A 16569-nucleotide genomic window follows, 5' to 3' on the forward strand; every position below is an offset into this window, starting at 1 on the left:
GCTTCCATCTGAATGCAGATTTACTTCGGGGGCTAGGTCGGTCTCTGGACCAACTTTCTTCCCGCCCGTCGCATCTGGGCTTGCTACCTCTTTTGCACCAACTAGTCAGACGATATTTAGTGAAACTTACGCCATGATATCCACAGACACATTTCCTGAACGAGCAAACTCGATAAAAATAGAACAAACAATTTCCACATCATGTGTGACCGCTCTAGCAGGATACATCTCCCCTAAAATGCTGACGAGTTCGTTTTTTGAGTTGAGATCAGTCATAGCTCTGACGACATGCTCACCATCTTTATCATACTCGCTAAGCATCAGTAAAAAACTTTCACTTTCAACATAAAGCGCCAATTCATAGGGGCGACCTTCAGATTCAGACTCGCACCGCATCTTGATAACGCCGGAGCCTTTACCAATGGAAGTCAATACCCCTCGAACATCCAATTCTTCGGGATCCATGATAGCTTCTAACTGATGGCGATATCCATCAGCGTCAACAATATAGCCGCCAAAAACCATACTCATGGCACCTCCTTAATCGACCGCATTCCCGGCACCCAATTATATTTTTTTGGTAATCCAGTTACGTCGTCTATCGCTTGAATAGTCAAAGAACTCAATCCGGATTTTTCCGCAGCGGCCGCTATATCACCTTTGCAAAATCCACATACATCTTTACCTGCAACGCTCATAGCCATATCAGCACCTTGAGTCTTGCCAGCATTATATGCCTGCTGTATGACGCCAATTTCTGCATGAGCGTCAGCCATATTTCCATTCGGCAAAGATTTTCCTGTTGCTTCAGTTTTGGCCGTTACTCGATCAGCTATCAGAGTTGGCTCATCTGGATTTGCCTGAGCTACTGGACGAGCTGTTTGGTTTACATCAGTAAATGCCGCATCTCCAATTTTTCCCTCTGCGGTGACAACCGGAGAAATACCTTTTGCACCTATGCCATCAAACCCAGAAAAAATCGGGTTTAATCATGTACTCAACTCCAACTCCAGCAAGAATTTTTCGAACTCTTAATACGTCTACAGCCTGTCCAGAAAAAATCCTAAACAGGCCCTGCTGAAGTAATTTTCTAGACTCTAAAAAATTAGACCCAAACACCTCGGACACAGCCATTATATGTGTTTTATTTTTATAATCACCAGCACAAAATACCTCATATACCTCTTCATCAATCTTAATACCAGACATATTTGTAGTAACTAACGACCAGCCACAAACGGAGCACCTTACCCCTTGAGCGCTATTTTCCTCAAAATTTACCAAGCTACCGCCACATAGCTCGCACACAGCTAATGAAATAGCCACTATGGTTTACCTGGATTAAAAATCTTGAACTCACCTTGATTCGATAAGTCCGGAAAATTTGGATTCGAAGGAGATCTCGGAGCGACTACCATTCTTCCATCGCCGTAGGCCCATACCAAGTTAGTTGGAGCCTTCACCGAAACACCCATTTTATTCGCAAGACTCTGAGCAAACCCGGCATCACAAGCTCCAGTATCACAAGATAACAAACGAATTGGCTGCCCACTATAAGCAGGGTTGTTTTCGATAAGTCGAGAGACTACACGCTGATCCGCCATAATAGTTCCACCGGGAGTAACAACTTCAATTTTTTGTGTACTCCCATGAGCGATAACGTCAAAATAACCGTTCGAATCTATATCAGATCTTTTAGATACATTTTTAAAAAATTGATCGGATTCGCCCATAAAATTGGCTGCACCCGGCGCCGCTTGGCCTGCTGCTGCATCAGCACTTGCGCCTTTTGCACCGCTGCCCCCCGAACTCCCCTCAAGAAAAGCACCGGTGCCTTTAGGTGCAGCTGCAATACCCTCAGCCTGAACCCACTTTCCTCCAACCCACTTGACCGCAAACCCACCAATCTCTGCGGTGATCAAACCACTGGCGACGTCAAATATCAACCCACCCGCCTGCTGGTCGGATTGCGCCAGTAATTTATCCCCTGCACGCTCAAGTCCTTGAGCCGGTATAGGGCTGGTCGCCCAATCTACCCCAGAGCCTGCTGCGGACCAGATATTTTGGCCAATCCCTACCACCGTGTCGTACGGGTGGCTGGCAAAATTTACGGCGCCGGCAGCAGCCTTAGTAGGCCATTCCAAGGCCTGATTGACACTGCCAAGGCCCCGCTCGGAAAGCATATAACCCAACGTTTTCGCAGGGGCGTATCCATCAAATGTGACCTGACTCTTATCTAAACCCTTGCTGGCAAAATAATCGTCGAACAGGGCCTTGTTGTATTCGCCCAGAGTCCAGCCACCATCTTTAAAGGATTGGAGCTGAATTGCACGTTTACGTTCTTTCAGTTCGTAATCTTGTGCCCTGTCCAGCTCATCCGTTGCACGAGTGACATTTAACTGGCAAGCAGCAACGTTACCTCCAGCCGTCTCACAGGCAGCCCGGGCCTTATCAGCATCCCTGATCTGAGAGTGTGACAGCCAATTGTACTGGGTAGCATTAGCGGCCACGGCAGCAGCGGCGCTGACATCTGAATTCCCAGCGGCAGCGCCTAGTACGCCGACGATTTGCGACAAAGCAAGAAGATTGGCCTCCGCCTGCTCATACTCGGGCGTCCCCTTAACGAGGTTTGACGGAAGTAGCTTATCGCCCAGCAATCCAACCAACACTTCGTTTGCACCACCGGCAATAGCTCCGGCGCGGAAATCACCGCCCATGGCTTCAGCTAGAAGGCCACCGAGGCCTGCGTGCAAGAGAATCTTGGTAATGCTTCCGTCAGTTAACCCAATATCTCCTATCGCCACCGCCCCCTTGGCGCCACCGATGCTGGCCGCGGTGGCCACTGCCGAACTGGCCAGGTTGTCCGCAAAGCTCCCGCCGTAGACGGCTGTTTTGATTACTGCGTCAGCCGTTATCTTTACGGCAATGGTTTTTGCGCTTGCAGAATCGAGTCCTAACTCACTTGGATTGTATCCAAGACCATCGGCCACGCCCGCCGTCGCAACTGCCACCGCATAACCTTTGATGCTGTCCTTTGATGTGACGTCTTTCAGAACTTTTCCAAGGTTGCCTCTATTGTCAACCGTACTGACGGTGGCCTTTGTCGCGACACTGATAGCGCCAGCCTGTAACATCGAGTTCATACCGGCCATCATTGGCCCCATTACAGCTGCCAAGGCAATTGCAATGATCAATTGCGAAGCGGGGCCTAATCCAGAGTTTTGATACTTAAATGACTCATGAACCTCCTTCACGAGTCGCCAATCCACATCGCCTCTCGCCTCAGCCTGTTTTAACCAGGCCATTTGTGGATCGGCTTTGACCATCGCATCAATAGATTGGCTAACCGTCTGTTGGTCTATCTGCTTGACGTCGATTGTCAGCCCATTAACAGCCTTAATCGCAATGCTTCCTTCAGCAGACATTTGCGTCTGACGAAGTGTTTCGTCTGTATTGCCTTTGCCCTTCGAAGAGGTCCAGAAAGCGTCATTATTACTTTTAGTATGACTTTCGTCGTGCAGGTCCTTCACGCCCTCAAACGTAACCGCACCACCACTTTGAATAGTCAGGTCCTTGCCACTCTCCAGCTTCGCAGCTTGGTACTTCTGATCTCCCCCACTCGCCAGCAACAAATCACCACCCGTGGTGATTTCACTGCCGATGTTTTTCACATCAGTAATTTCGTCTCGCTTGGTTTTCTTCGCCCCAAAACTCCCCTTCTTCTTTTTGTCATACAGCGAATAATCACTGTCCTGCGCAGCGAGAATGTCGAGGTTCTCACCCGCAACCAGGTACGCCTCTTTACCAGCTGTAATGCGGCTGGAGATCACGGCGAGGTTCTGCCCGGCCTGCAAGGCAACACTCCCACCGGCATCAAGATCAGAAGAAACCTGGCTGACGTGGTCTTCCTGGCGGGTCAGCTTTTTGCTTTTGGACAGGGAGTGTTCTTCGTCCGCCGCAGAGCTGATGGTGAGGTTTTCGGTCGCGGCCATGGCGATGTCGCGTTTGGCGTCGATCTTGCTGGCGATGACGGAGATGTCGCGTCCGGCCTGAACGGTCAGGTCGCGCCCGGCACTGGCGGTGGAGCCCAGTTGGGTGATGTCGCTGCTGTTGTGTTTGCTGTCCAAGAACAGGCTGTTGGTGACTTCGGTCGGGGCGATGGTGACATCGCGTCCGGCCTGGATGCTCATGTCACGACCGCTTTCCAGCACGCTGCCCTTGTTGATGAAGTCGCGACCGGCCGAGATGCTCATGTCGTTGGCGGCTTCGATGCGCGCGGCACTGTCGGCGAACTCGTTGTGGCGCTGACCGAGCACACTGTTGTCCATCGAGGTGATGCTGCGTTCGTTGATCACATCGCCATTGATGGAAGTCAGAGACACATCGCGACCTTTGATGATGCCGCCAGCGGTGTTGATCAGATCATTGCCCGCCAGCAGATCTAGCCGGTTGCCGGCTTCTATCAGGCCGGTGTTGATCAGGTTGTTGCCTGCGACTGCCGAGAGGTTGTTAGCTGCGTGCAAGGTACCGACGTTGTCGAGGTTCTGGCCGGCGATCAGCGAGACGTCGTTACCCGCAATCAATGCCCCGGTCGGGCCAAGGCGATTGTCCGCCTGTGCCAGGTAAAGCACCGGCACCAGCACTTTCTCGCCATTCACTTCGTGCTCTTCGAGCCAGACGATGTCGTGGGTCAGCGCTGCGACTTGTTGTGAACTCAGGGACACGCCCACAGCCAGGTTCAGTTTATCTTTGCTGGCGATGGCGTTGTTCATCAGGTACTTGAACTGGGCCTCGTTGGAGGTCTGCCCGTCGATGAACGCCTGACCGGTTCTGGCCACTACTGCCTGCTGAACGAGGCGTTGCTCATACAGACCGTCGCCCAGACGCTTGGCGCTGACTTCCGGGTCGTAGCCCAGGCCTGCGAGCAGGTAATCCGAACTCATGAACTGCTTGAGTTCAGTGAGCACGGGATTGGTTTCGATCAGGTATTTTTGCGGCTTGGAAACGAATGAGCTGCTAGGCAGGCCCTGCACCCGGGTAACGGTTTGTGCTGCTGCAGCAGCGACCGGGCTACTAACCGTTGTAGTTACCGGACGGCCCTGAGCGTCGGTTACAACCTGGCCGGCACTGTTGATCCGCGTGCCCTGCACCATCCCGGCATTCTGGACCGCCGAACTGCCGGATCCTGTGGCGGTGATAACCGGCAGGCCTGTCGAACCTGCATTTTGCACAGGCAGCAAAGCACCACTTCCCTGATTGCCCGTCGCGATACCGGTGACACTGTCGACGCTGGTTACACCTGCGGAATCAGAGGTATGACCGGGTAGTACAAATCCGCCTATGGGCGCGGCACCTGGTGCGCTGGCGTCGAAGGAGGATGCATTGGCACTAACGCCTGCGCTTTGCCGTGTTGTCAGGCCAAGCTGGCGAGTAGCGTTGGATATCTGGCCTACCGAGCCGATCTGGATGATGCTTGCCTGCGCATCGGAAACGGTTTGCTCGCGCTGCGCGACGGATACGGCCGCGCCGCCCATGGTCCAGCTTTGTGGCAGGCCGACGGGTTGGGCGACAGCGGCTGCGGTGCCGGTCTGGCCGCTCAGACGGAACAGCCCGTTCTGGCCGGTGGGCAGGCTGAAGCCTGGCAGGCTTAACGGGTTGACTTGTTGTTGGGCTAGGTCGGGGGGGAGCTGGGCATTGATCCTGATGACGGTGGCACCGGTGCCGGAGGTACGCGTGTCCTGAACCTTGCTGGTGCCCGCGCTGCCAGCGTAGTCTTGGTGAATGACACTGTTTTGTAAGTCTTGCTTGGCGGTAATGGAAACGTTCCCGCCTGCTTGAATGACTGCACTGCGTCCGCCGTTACCACTGACGCCGTCTTGAGCGACTTCAACGTCGCTTACCAAACTGTAGTTTGCAAGTTGCGAAGGCAGCTCTACAAGCTTTTTCCTATCATACTCTGATGCAGGCAAAGGCTGATCATACACAAGAGCTTGGTCAAAATAAAAATACGGAAAACTCTTTATTTCCGCATAAGTAACAGGATCTCTTAATTGAAACATTGGATATTGCGCACCACTCTCGTCCGAAGTCAAAAACTCCTGAGTAATGATACCCAACTTAAGATTTCCAGCATCATCAAAATAGTTAAACTTGGGCGAGTCTGGATTATTATGTTTATTATATTCCAAAACCCAAGACGCAGTCTTATCCAAACCTTCATAATTAAGCCTGCCAGAATAATAGGTACGAGTCCTCTCAACAGAACCACTAACAGCGCCAATATTTCTCACCTGACTAGCATTTACAACAATATTACCCCTAGCACTTATGGTGCTCTTACTGTTAAAAAAATCCTCACCATTAAAAACAAAATTACCGCCTGACACGGCTATAGCAGACGCACTCAGATCATTATCCTGTCCACCCTCAAAATATTCTTTTAAGACGAAGTTCACAGACAGGGTTCTGCCGCCGCAGTCTAGACACTGAAGTGTGAGTAATCCTTTAATCAGAGATCTACCTACCGCAAAACCTTGAGCGTCACCCGAACCCTCCGTACGATTTTCAAATGAGGAAGCAGTTACAGAGAAGTCCCGTCCGCTTTCAATAGAGCCTGAGATGTTTGATACCCTCTGGGCGCTATCGGCTCCGTAGCCTTTAAAAATCAAATTACGCAAGCTATACAGGTCACCTTTCTGGTTAGTGAAACTACTCGCATTAACCTGCAAATCGGCGCCACTGAAGATTAATGCCTGACTATTCAATAATGATGGCGTATTCAATATGAGAGTTTGAGCCGCCCCTAAAGTACCATAATTATTAATAGCACCCGCACTGAGCACCAGATCACCAGCCGATGTAATACGACTGTAGTTGTTAGCGCTCCCTGCAATACTAATATCTGCGCGCGAGCCACCAGCAATACTTCCGCCACCATTCAAAGTCAGCTGATTAGCGGCCAGATTCAATGCACCGACACTGCTGACCCGACCACTACCGGCAAACGTCCCGCCAATACGTATGTCTACCGCTCCATCACTCGCAATCAACCCATCATTCGTCCAGTTCCCGCCACTCCCACTAAACGAATTCGACGCCAGCAATTGCCCGCCCGCCGTCTGATTCAAGGTTCCGACATTCACTGTCAGCCGCCCGGCCTGAATCACGCTGCTGTTGGTCCAGCTATCAGCACTCAGTGTCAAACCACCACGGGTGACGATGCTGCCGCCAGCGTTGGTCAGATTGGCCGTAGAAATATCAAACGTGCCATTACCCGTATGCAACAGCGAACCGCCGCCATTGAGAAAGCTGCCAGCATTGAGGATCAGGTCGCTGTTGGCGCTTTCCAGGGTGCCGTTGCGGTTGTCGAACAGGTTGCCGATCTGGAAGTTTGTCGCGCCGCCACCGCCCAGTGCACGCAGTTGCCCGGTCTGGTTGTCCAGACTGGTAGCGGTCACGGCCAGGGTGCTGTCACTTTCGATGATGCCGAAGCGGTTGTTCAGCGCGCCGCTCAGGTTCAGTTCGACCTGGCCGCCAGCGATCTGGCCATCGTTGTCGCCACTGTTGTCGAAGTTGCCGCCGGTGACCCGTACCAGTCCTTTGGCGTACAGGCCGCCGTTGCGGTTGTCGAAGTTCGGGGTGTTGATCAGTGCTTCGCCGCCGCGCGCCGAGACTCGCCCGCCGTAGTTGTCGAAGCCGCCCAGCGCGGTCAGGTTGAGGCGTTGCGCCTGGATGACGCCGCCCTGGCGGTTGGCGTCATAGCCGTTCTTCAGCACGCCGCTCACGTTCGCGGTGAACAGACCCTGCAGGCTGGACAGCACCCCGCCCTGACTGTAGAGGTTGGCGGCGCTGAGGTTCAGGTCGCCGTTCTGAGCGATGATCCGCCCGTTCTGGTTATCCACGGTACCCGCGACATCGACGCGCAATGCGCCTGCGCTCTGTACCGTGCCGCGCACGTTGGACAGGCTCGCTGCCTGTACCTGTGCATTGGCGTTCTGGCTGTAGATCAGGCCATCGGCGTCATTGAGAACACTGCCGCTGGCGGTGACTGTCAGCGTGTTGTTGGCGGCGATTGTGCCGCGATTGCGGTTATCCAGTTGGCCGGACGTGTTGAGGGTCATCAGGCTCTGGCTGATCAGTTGCCCGGCCTGGTTGTTGATCGCCGTGCTGCGCCGCAACAGCAAGTTACCGCCGCTGGCCAGCTTGCCGCTGGTGTTGGTCAGGCTGTCCAGCAGATCAAGCGTCATTGTGCCCTTGCTGCTCAGGCTGCCGGCGCTGTTGTCCAGGCTGCGGCCTTCGAAGCTGAAATCCTGCTGGGCCGTCAGGTTACCGGCGGCATTGCTCAAGGCATTGGCTTTGATGGTCAAGCCAGCACCGCTGTCGATCAGACCGTTCTGGCTGTTGTTCAGCAGGCCGGCTACGGTCAGGGTATGGCCCGTTCCGCTGGAGAGGATGCCGCCGCTGTTGTCGAGACTGTCAGCGGTCACGTTCAGTGTGTTCTGGCTGACCAACGCACCGTTGCCGCCGTTAAGCAATTCACCGCTCAGGGTTGCGACGAGGTTGCCGCTGCGGCTGGACAAGGTGCCGTTGTTGCGGTTGTCGAGACGGTTACCGGAGACGTTCAGGCCCTGCCAGCCGGAGATCAGGCCGTTCTGATTGAGCAGGCTGGTCGCACTGACGGTCAGTACGTTGCTGCTGATCAGCTTGCCGCTGCTGTTGTCGAGGGTGCGGCCGTCGACTCTGAAACTCTGTGCGCTGGAGACCTCGCCAGACTGGTTATTCAGGTCGCGCAGACGATTAAGGGTCAAAGCCCCATCAGCGGTAATCAGGCCGCCGACGTTGTTAAGGTCATTGCCTTGCATGTCGATGGACAGCCCGGCGTCACTCATCACGCGTCCGCCGTTGAGCGACAGTGCGCTGAGGACCAAGGTCATGTCGCGGGCAGCCGACACTTCGCCGCCGTTGCCGGAATCAAGATTCCCGGCAGTCAGGTTCAGGGTGCCTGTGCTGTTGATCAGACCCTTTGCGGTGTTGTTGATCGATGTTGTATTGAGGTTCAGGCTGGTGCCGCCCAACAGCTGACCGCCCTGGTTATCGACGCTGGCCGCGCCCACCTTGAGCGCCTGAGCAGCATTGATCAGGCCTTTGTCGCGGTTGGTCAGCGCACCGGTGACGGTGAGGTCAAGGTTGTTGCGGCTGGTCAGCGTGCCGCCGCTGTTGTCGAGGGTATTGGCAGTGGCGTCGATACCGGCTGCGGCGATCATGCCTTTGACGTTGGTCAGCGCACGAGCAATACGCAGGGTCAGCAGTTGATTGCTGAGCAGTTTGCCGCCGCTGTTATCCAGTTGCTGGGCGTTGAGGGTAAATGCCTGAGCGCTGGAGATTTCACCGTTCTGGTTCAGTACCTCGTTGACGTTTTTCAGCAGCAATGCGCCCGGTGCGTTGATCAGGCCATTCTGGTTGTTCAACTGGCCGTTGTTCAGGTCCAGGCTCAAGGAGGTATTGCTGAACAGGCTGCCGCCCTGCTGATCCAGACGGCTGACGCTGGCGGTCAGCGCCTGGCTGCTGCCGATGCTGCCACCAGTGCTGTTGGTCAGTCGTGCGGTCGTCAGGTCCAGGCGATTGCTGCTGCTGACGCGACCGTTCTGGCTGTTGTCGAAATCCCCGGTCCTCAGGGTCAGCAGCCCTTTACCGCTGATGGTGCCTTTCTGGCTGTTATCAAGGCTGGCACTTTTCAGGTCCAGTGCGCCGTCAGTCACCAGCTTGCCGCCGCGGTTGCCGATTGCACCGGTGCTGTCGAGGGTCAGGGTTGCGGCACTGGAAATGCTGCCTGCGGTATTGGTCAGACTGCTGGTCTTCACCGTCAGGACATCTTCGCTGCTGATCAGGCCCTGTGTGTTGTCGAGCGTCGCAGACAGGTCGATACCCAGGGCTTTGAGAGCGCTGAGCGCACCACCGGTGTTGTCCAGGGTGCTACCGACCAGGGTCAAGCCGCCTTGACTGGAGAGCAGGCCGTTCGCTCGGTTGATGATCTGTGCAACGTTCAGCGCCAGGGCTTTCTGTGCCAGAACCTGACCGTTGTCGCTGTTGTTCAGTTGCTGGCCGGTCAGGGTCATCTCATCCTGACTGGACAGCTCGCCACCACGGTTATCGATGCTGGTGACATTGATATCCAGGGCTTTGGTAGCGCCGATGAAGCCGCTCTGGCCGTTGTCCAGCGCGTCGCCGCGCAAGGTCAATCCACCCTGGGCGAGCATCTGACCGCCCTGCTGCTGAAGGCTGCCGATCCGTGCGTTGAGGTTCTGTTTGCTGGCGATCTGGCCGAGGCGGTTGTCCAAGGTCGCGGCGTTCAGCGTCATGTCAGCGTCGCCGATCAACGTGCCCTTGACGTTGGTCAGGGCGGTATTGACCGTCAGGTCCAGAGCTGCGCGGCTGCTGATCAAACCATCGGTGTTGTCCAGGCTGTCGCTGCGGGTGTTCAGCGCGGCAGCGGAAATCGTACCTTTGATGTTGCTCAGGGCCTTGTTGACGATCAGCGTCAGGGCCTGACTGCTGAGCAGTTTGCCGCCACTGTTATCGAGGCTGTCGACGTTCAGGGTAAACGCCTGTGCGCTGGAGATTTCGCCGTTCTGGTTGGCCACGCCGTTGAGATTCTTCAGCAGCAACACGCCGGGAGCGTTGATCAGACCACCCTGGTTGTTCAATTGGCCGTTATTGAGATCAAGGCTCAGCGAAGTGTTGCTGAACAGCTCACCAGCCTGCTGGTCGAGGCTGGTGACGCTGGCCGTCAGCGCCAGCGCACTGGCAATGCGTCCGGCGTTCTGGTTGATGACTTTGCCGGCCGTCAGCTGCAGGGTGTCGCTGCTGGTCAGGCGACCGCCCTGACTGTTGTCGAAGGTGCCGGTGTTGACCTGCGTGGCACCCTTGCCAGCCAGCTTGCCAGCCTTGCTGTTGTCCAGGCTGGCACTGATCAGCGTCAGCGTGGCGTCGGTAGTCACGGAGCCACCCTGGTTCTCAACAGCGCCCGTGGTGGTGACGTTCAAGGCTTCGGCACTGGACAGGCTGCCTGCTGCGTTTTGCAGCGAGGCGGCATTGACCGTCAAGGCCGCCTCACTGCTGAGCTGACCAGCGCTGTTGTCCAGCGCACCGGACACATCAATGTTCATGTCCTGCTGGCTGGCCAGCGTGCCGCCGGCGTTATCCAGGCGTGTACCGTCGAGCCGCAGGGTGTTGCCGAACAACAGGCCCTTGTTGAGGTTGATCACGCGCGCCACTTTCAACCCCAGCGCCGTACCGGCCAGGACCTTGCCGCCGTTGCTGTTGTCGAGCGTCTGACCAATGATGTCCACGCCGACCTGGCTGGACAGTTCACCGGCCTTGTTGTCGATGTCGGCAACCTCGATTTTCAGCGCTTTTGTGGAGCCCACCAGGCCGCCCGCCTGATTGTCGAGGGTTTTGCCGGTCAGGGTCAGATTCCCCTGCGCAACCAGCTCGCCGCCCTGCTGGGTCAGACTGCCGATGTTGGCAACCATGTCAGCCTGACTGGCGATACGGCCGTTGCCGTTGAGAACACTGTCGACCTGCAACTGCATCAGGCCAGCGGCGTTGAGCAGACCGTTCTGGTTGTCCAGACGCTTGCCAACCAGTTCAAGATCGGCATTGCTGTTGATCAGGCCTTTTTGCGTGGCGCTCAGGCCTGTCTGGCTATTGTCGAGGGCATCGACGAACAGCTGCAGGCCTTTCTCGGCACGAATCGAACCGCCACGGTTGTCCACGCTGTCGCTATGAACGATCAGCAGATTCTGTGCCGCAATACGGCCGCCACGGTTATCCAGCGTCAGGCTCGACACGTCCATCACGCCCTTGGCCTGCAGACTGCCAGCGGTGCGATTGTCCAGCGCGCCGCTCAGCTTCAGAGTCAGCTGGCCATCCGTGACCAGCGAACCCGCCTGGCGGTTGTCCAGACTCGCAGCACGAAGGTCGATGCCCTGCCCTGCACCCAGGGTTCCCGCCTGATTGTCGATGGATTCGGTGATCACCAGTTTCAGAAACTGATCGGCCATGACCTGGCCAGCGGCATTATCGAGACTCAGCGCATTGAGGGTCGTGTTACCCGCGCTGGTCAGCTCGCCGCTGCGGCTCGAAAGCTGGCCAGAGACGTTTACCAGCAGGTCGGCATCGCTGCTCAGGCTGCCGCTGTTGTTATTCAGTTCGCCAGCCGCCAGATCGATACCGTTGCCGGAGACCAGGCCACGCAGGTTGGTCAGCAACTGCTCGACACGCACGATCAGCGCTTTATCGCTGAGTACCGAGCCGCCGGTGTTGTCCAGCGATGCAGCGGCCAGCGTGAAGCCGTTGCTGCTGGAAATTTCACCGTTGCGGTTGCTGACTGCATTGAGATTTTTCAGCAGCAACTGACCGGGCGCGGTAATCAGACCGCCGTCGTTGTTCAGGCGACCGTTGCTCAGGTCCAGGCTGACATCGCTGTTGCTGTACAGACGGCCATCGTTGGTCTGATTAAGACCGGTGACCACTGCGGTCAGGGCCATGGCGCTGGCGATACGGCCGGCGTCACTGTTGTTCACCAGCGCGGCATCGAGCTGGAGGGTTGCGGTACTGGTCAGGCGACCGCCTTGCTGGTTGTCAAAGGTGCCCGTGACGAGCTTCACCCCTTTGCCGGCAATACGACCGTTCTGACTGTTGTCGAGACTGCCGCTGGTGAGCATCAAGGTTGAATCGCCGAGAATCTGCCCGCCGTGGTTCACGACCGAGCCATCGGCCGTCAGGGACGAGGCGCCGGAGCTGGTGACGCTACCGGCAGTATTGCCCAGAGAAGCAGCGCTCAACGCCAGCGTGCCATCGCTGCGCAAGGTCCCTTGATCGTTGTTCAGAACGCCCGTTACTTTCAGATCCAGACTGTTTTTGGCGTAGACGCTGCCACTGCCGGTGTTGACCAGTTGGCCGACGTTCAACTGCACACTCTGCTGGCCGGAGACGGCACCTGCGCTTTGGTTGTTCAGGCTGTCGGCGTTGAGCAGCAACGCACCATTGGCCAGCAAACGACCCTTGCCACTGTTATCGAACTGGCCGACGGTTGCGGTCAGCTCTCCAAGGCTGGAGAGTTCCGCATTACGGTTGTCCAGGGTCGCGGCACTCAACTGGATACCGGTCGCGGAAATCAGACCGCGCAGGTTGGTCAGCAACCGGTCGATGCGCACGATCAAGGCCTTGTCGCTGATGATCGAACCGTCGGTGTTGTCCAGCGAGTTGGCCACCAGCGAGAAACCGTTGGCACTGGAGATTTCGCCGTTCTGGTTGTTGACCGCCGTGAGGTTTTTCAGCAGCAACTGGCCAGGTGCATTGATCAGGCCGCCCTGGTTGGTCAGCACGCCGTTGCTCAGGTCCAGGCTGACATCGCTGTTGCTGTACAGGCGACCATCATTGGTCTGATTCAGACCGGTGACGACTGCGCTGAGGGCCATGGCGCTGGCGATACGACCGGCGTCGCTGTTGTTGACCAGCCCGGCATTCAGCGCGAGTGCGCCGGTACTGGTCAGACGGCCGTCCTGATGGTTGTCGAAGGCGCCGGTGGTGAGCACCACGCCATTGCCCGCAATGCGACCGCTCTGGCTGTTGTCCAGGCTGGCGCTGGAAAGCGTCAGGCCCGCATCGCTGATGATCTGCCCACCCTGGTTGACGACCGCAGCATCGACTTTCAGCGTGGCAGCACCAGCACTGGTGGCCCGCCCGCCGGTGTTGGCCAGAGAAGCGGCTTTCAGGTCCAGCGTGCCGTCACTGCGCAGTACGCCTTGATTGTTATTCAAGGCACCGGTCAGCGTCAGACCCAGTGTGTTTTTTGCATAAACGCTGCCAGCGCCGGAGTTGTTCAGTTGTCCCAGATTCAACTGGACGCCCTGCTGTCCGGAGACCACGCCGTTCTGGTTATTCAGGTTATCGGCGGTCAGCAGCATCGTGCCGTTGGCCAGTAGACGTCCTTTCGTGCTGTTGTCGAACTGGCCGATGGTGGCAGTCAGGGTGCTCAGGCTGGAAACTTCCGCACTGCGGTTGTCCAGCGTTGCAGCATTCAGATTGAGGCCATTGGCGGAAATCTTGCCGCGCAAGTTGTTCAGCAACTGATTGATACGCACAACAAGCGCTTTATCGCTGAGCAGCGAACCGTCAGTGTTATCCAGCGAGTTGGCCGCCAGCGAGAAGCCATTGGCACTGGAGATTTCGCCGCTCTGGTTGTTGACGACGTTCAGGTTTTTCAGCAGCAACTGGCCAGGTGCATTGATCAGGCCGCCCTGGTTGGTCAGCACGCCGTTGCTGAGGTCCAGGCTGAGATCGCTGTTGCTGTACAGCCGGCCATCGTTGGTCTGATTCAGTCCGGTGACTACTGCGCTGAGGGCCATGGCGCTGGCGATACGACCGGCGTCGCTGTTGTTGACCTGCCCGGCGTTCAGTTGAAGCGCGCCGGTACTGGTCAGGCGGCCATCCTGATGGTTGTCGAAGGCGCCGGTGGTGAGCACCACGCCATTGCCCGCAATGCGACCGCTCTGGCTGTTGTCCAGGCTGGCGCTGGAAAGCGTCAGACCCGCATCGCTGATGATCTGCCCGCCCCGGTTGACGACTGCGCCCGCTGTGCTGACCGTTGCCGTACCGGCACTGGTCACACTGCCGGTATTGTTGCTCAGAGAGGCCGCACGCACGGCCAGTGTGCCGTCGCTGCGCAGCACGCCCTGATCGTTGTTCAGCGTGCCGCTCAGGGTCAGGTCAAGCGCGTTTTTGCCGTAGACACTGCCGTTGCCGATATTGGTCAGTTGCCCCAGGTTCAGCTGTACAGCCTGCTGCCCGGCGACCGAGCCGTTCTGGTTGTTCAGGTGGTCAGCGTTCAGTTGCAGCGCGCCGCTGGCCAGCAGACGGCCTTTTTCGCGGTTGTCGAACTGGCTGACGGTCGAGGTCAGGCTGCCGAGACTGGAGATTTCCGCGCTGCGGTTGTCCACGCTTGCCGCGTTGAGCAGCAGATCGCCGTTGGCGCTGACAAGCCCCAGATGGTTGAGCAACTGCCCGGAAATACGCGCCGATAAACCGCTGCTGCTGGACAGCTTGCCTTGCTGGCTGTTGTCCAGAGAACCCGCAGTGATGGTCAGGTTACCGCTGCTGCTGATCAGCCCGCTCTGGCTGTTGAGTACCTGAGAAGCATTGATATCGACAGTGCCGCCCTGGCTCAGAATCCGGCCTGACTGGCGATTGTCGACCGTAGTGGCCACGATGCGGGTGCTGGACTGCCCATTCAATGTAGCCCCCTGATTATTCAGGGTCTGGGTGATGGTGGCCTGCAGGGCGCGACTGGCGGTGATGCTGCCGCTGTTGTTCAGCCCGCTGGCAGACAGCGTCACATCGCCCGAGGCATTGCGGCTGTTGTCGGCATTGACGCCCGCCTCGATCACCGCCGTGTTATTGAGCTGACCGCCAGCGGCAAGGCTCAGTGCATCGCGTGCGGCAACGTTCTGCCGAGTGATGAGATCACCTGCCGTGGTCATATTCAGTGACGACCCTGCATAAACCGGCCCGTTGACCTCGGCACTGTTGGCCTTGACCGCCACAGCACCACTGGCGGCGGTCTGCATCATGCTCAAGTGGCCGTTGGCATCAATCTGAATGTCACCACCACTGGCCGCCAGATCGCCGGCCAGCCTGACGCCGACACCCGCCTCGGTGCCCACCAGGCGGATCGCGCCGGCATACATGCCGCCCAGCGCCGAGCTGTCGACGGCCAGTTCCGGTTTGGCACTGCCGTCGTCAGGCAGGGCCGTGGGATTCAGCGTCTGCGCGTCGACATCGTTGCGACCTGCAATGATGTTGAGGCGTCTGGCGTGCAGCTCGGCATTGATCTTCGCGCTGCGAGTGATGATGTCGAACTGGTCGACGTTACCTGCGTTCAGCCCCACGCCGTCGATGGATATGCTGCCGCCCTGCACATTGAAACGCTGCAATTGACCATTGGCATCCAGCACGGGTTTGCCGGTGGTCAGGGTGACCTGCGGGGTATTGATGAAACCGCAGCCGTTACAACTGATGCCGTAGGGGTTGGCGACGATGACACGCGCCGCCTGCCCGGCCACTTCCGTGTAGCCCCTGAGCTGACTGGCGTTGGCCCCGACCACTTCGTTGAGGATGGTGCTGGCCGCTGTGCCGCGCAGGTTGGAGTTGCCGACGATGATGCCGCCCAGCTGGGTGCTCTGGGTCTGGTTGGTGGAGTTGTTGAGGATGACGCCCTGGCTGTCGACGTTGAACTGCTGATACTGGTTGTGTGACAGGCCGCTGGCATTGGGCGCGGCAATATTGACGATAGGCACGCCATTGCCGGCCTGGTTCAGGCTGGTATTCGTGCCGCTGACCACGATGCCTTCGGCTTGAACCAGCAGCGGCTGCCAGAACATCGCATTGGCGAGAATCAGCGCAAGGCCGCGCTTGGACATTCCCCAGAAAGACCGGCGCTCGACCAGCACAGCAGAAGGCTGACGAGCGAGCAGAGCCAGTTGGTGAACGTCCATGTGAGTGACCTCG

General features: G+C 57.2%; 4 protein-coding genes. All 4 read right to left on the reverse strand.

Translation table 11 applies throughout. The features are described from left to right. Window positions 1-126: 126 nt before the first annotated feature. The 4 genes from BLR20_RS05965 to BLR20_RS05980 are packed head-to-tail and all read right to left on the reverse strand — an operon-like array spanning window position 127 to window position 16556. Complete coding sequence (locus BLR20_RS05965) at window positions 127-531, reverse strand: DUF6911 family protein (RefSeq protein WP_010428175.1); 405 nt, start codon at window positions 529-531, stop codon at window positions 127-129. Then, window positions 528-980 carry a cytidine deaminase-like fold-containing protein gene (locus tag BLR20_RS28395; protein ID WP_080009186.1) on the reverse strand — a complete coding sequence of 151 codons (453 nt, stop codon included), beginning with the start codon at window positions 978-980 and terminating at the stop codon, window positions 528-530. The genes BLR20_RS05965 and BLR20_RS28395 overlap by 4 nt, the downstream gene beginning before the upstream one ends. Continuing rightward, the gene (locus BLR20_RS26890; RefSeq protein WP_141562196.1) at window positions 964-1326 is read right to left on the reverse strand and encodes a hypothetical protein; all 363 of its coding nucleotides are present in this window, start codon (window positions 1324-1326) and stop codon (window positions 964-966) included. Before BLR20_RS26890 ends, BLR20_RS28395 begins: the two co-directional genes overlap by 17 nt. Then, a complete protein-coding gene (locus BLR20_RS05980; RefSeq protein ID WP_235810007.1) occupies window positions 1326-16556 on the reverse strand; it encodes a two-partner secretion domain-containing protein in 15231 nt (5076 codons plus the stop codon). The genes BLR20_RS26890 and BLR20_RS05980 overlap by 1 nt, the downstream gene beginning before the upstream one ends. Window positions 16557-16569: the final 13 nt, after the last annotated feature.

This window comes from Pseudomonas congelans (assembly GCF_900103225.1).
Lineage (GTDB): Bacteria > Pseudomonadota > Gammaproteobacteria > Pseudomonadales > Pseudomonadaceae > Aquipseudomonas > Aquipseudomonas congelans.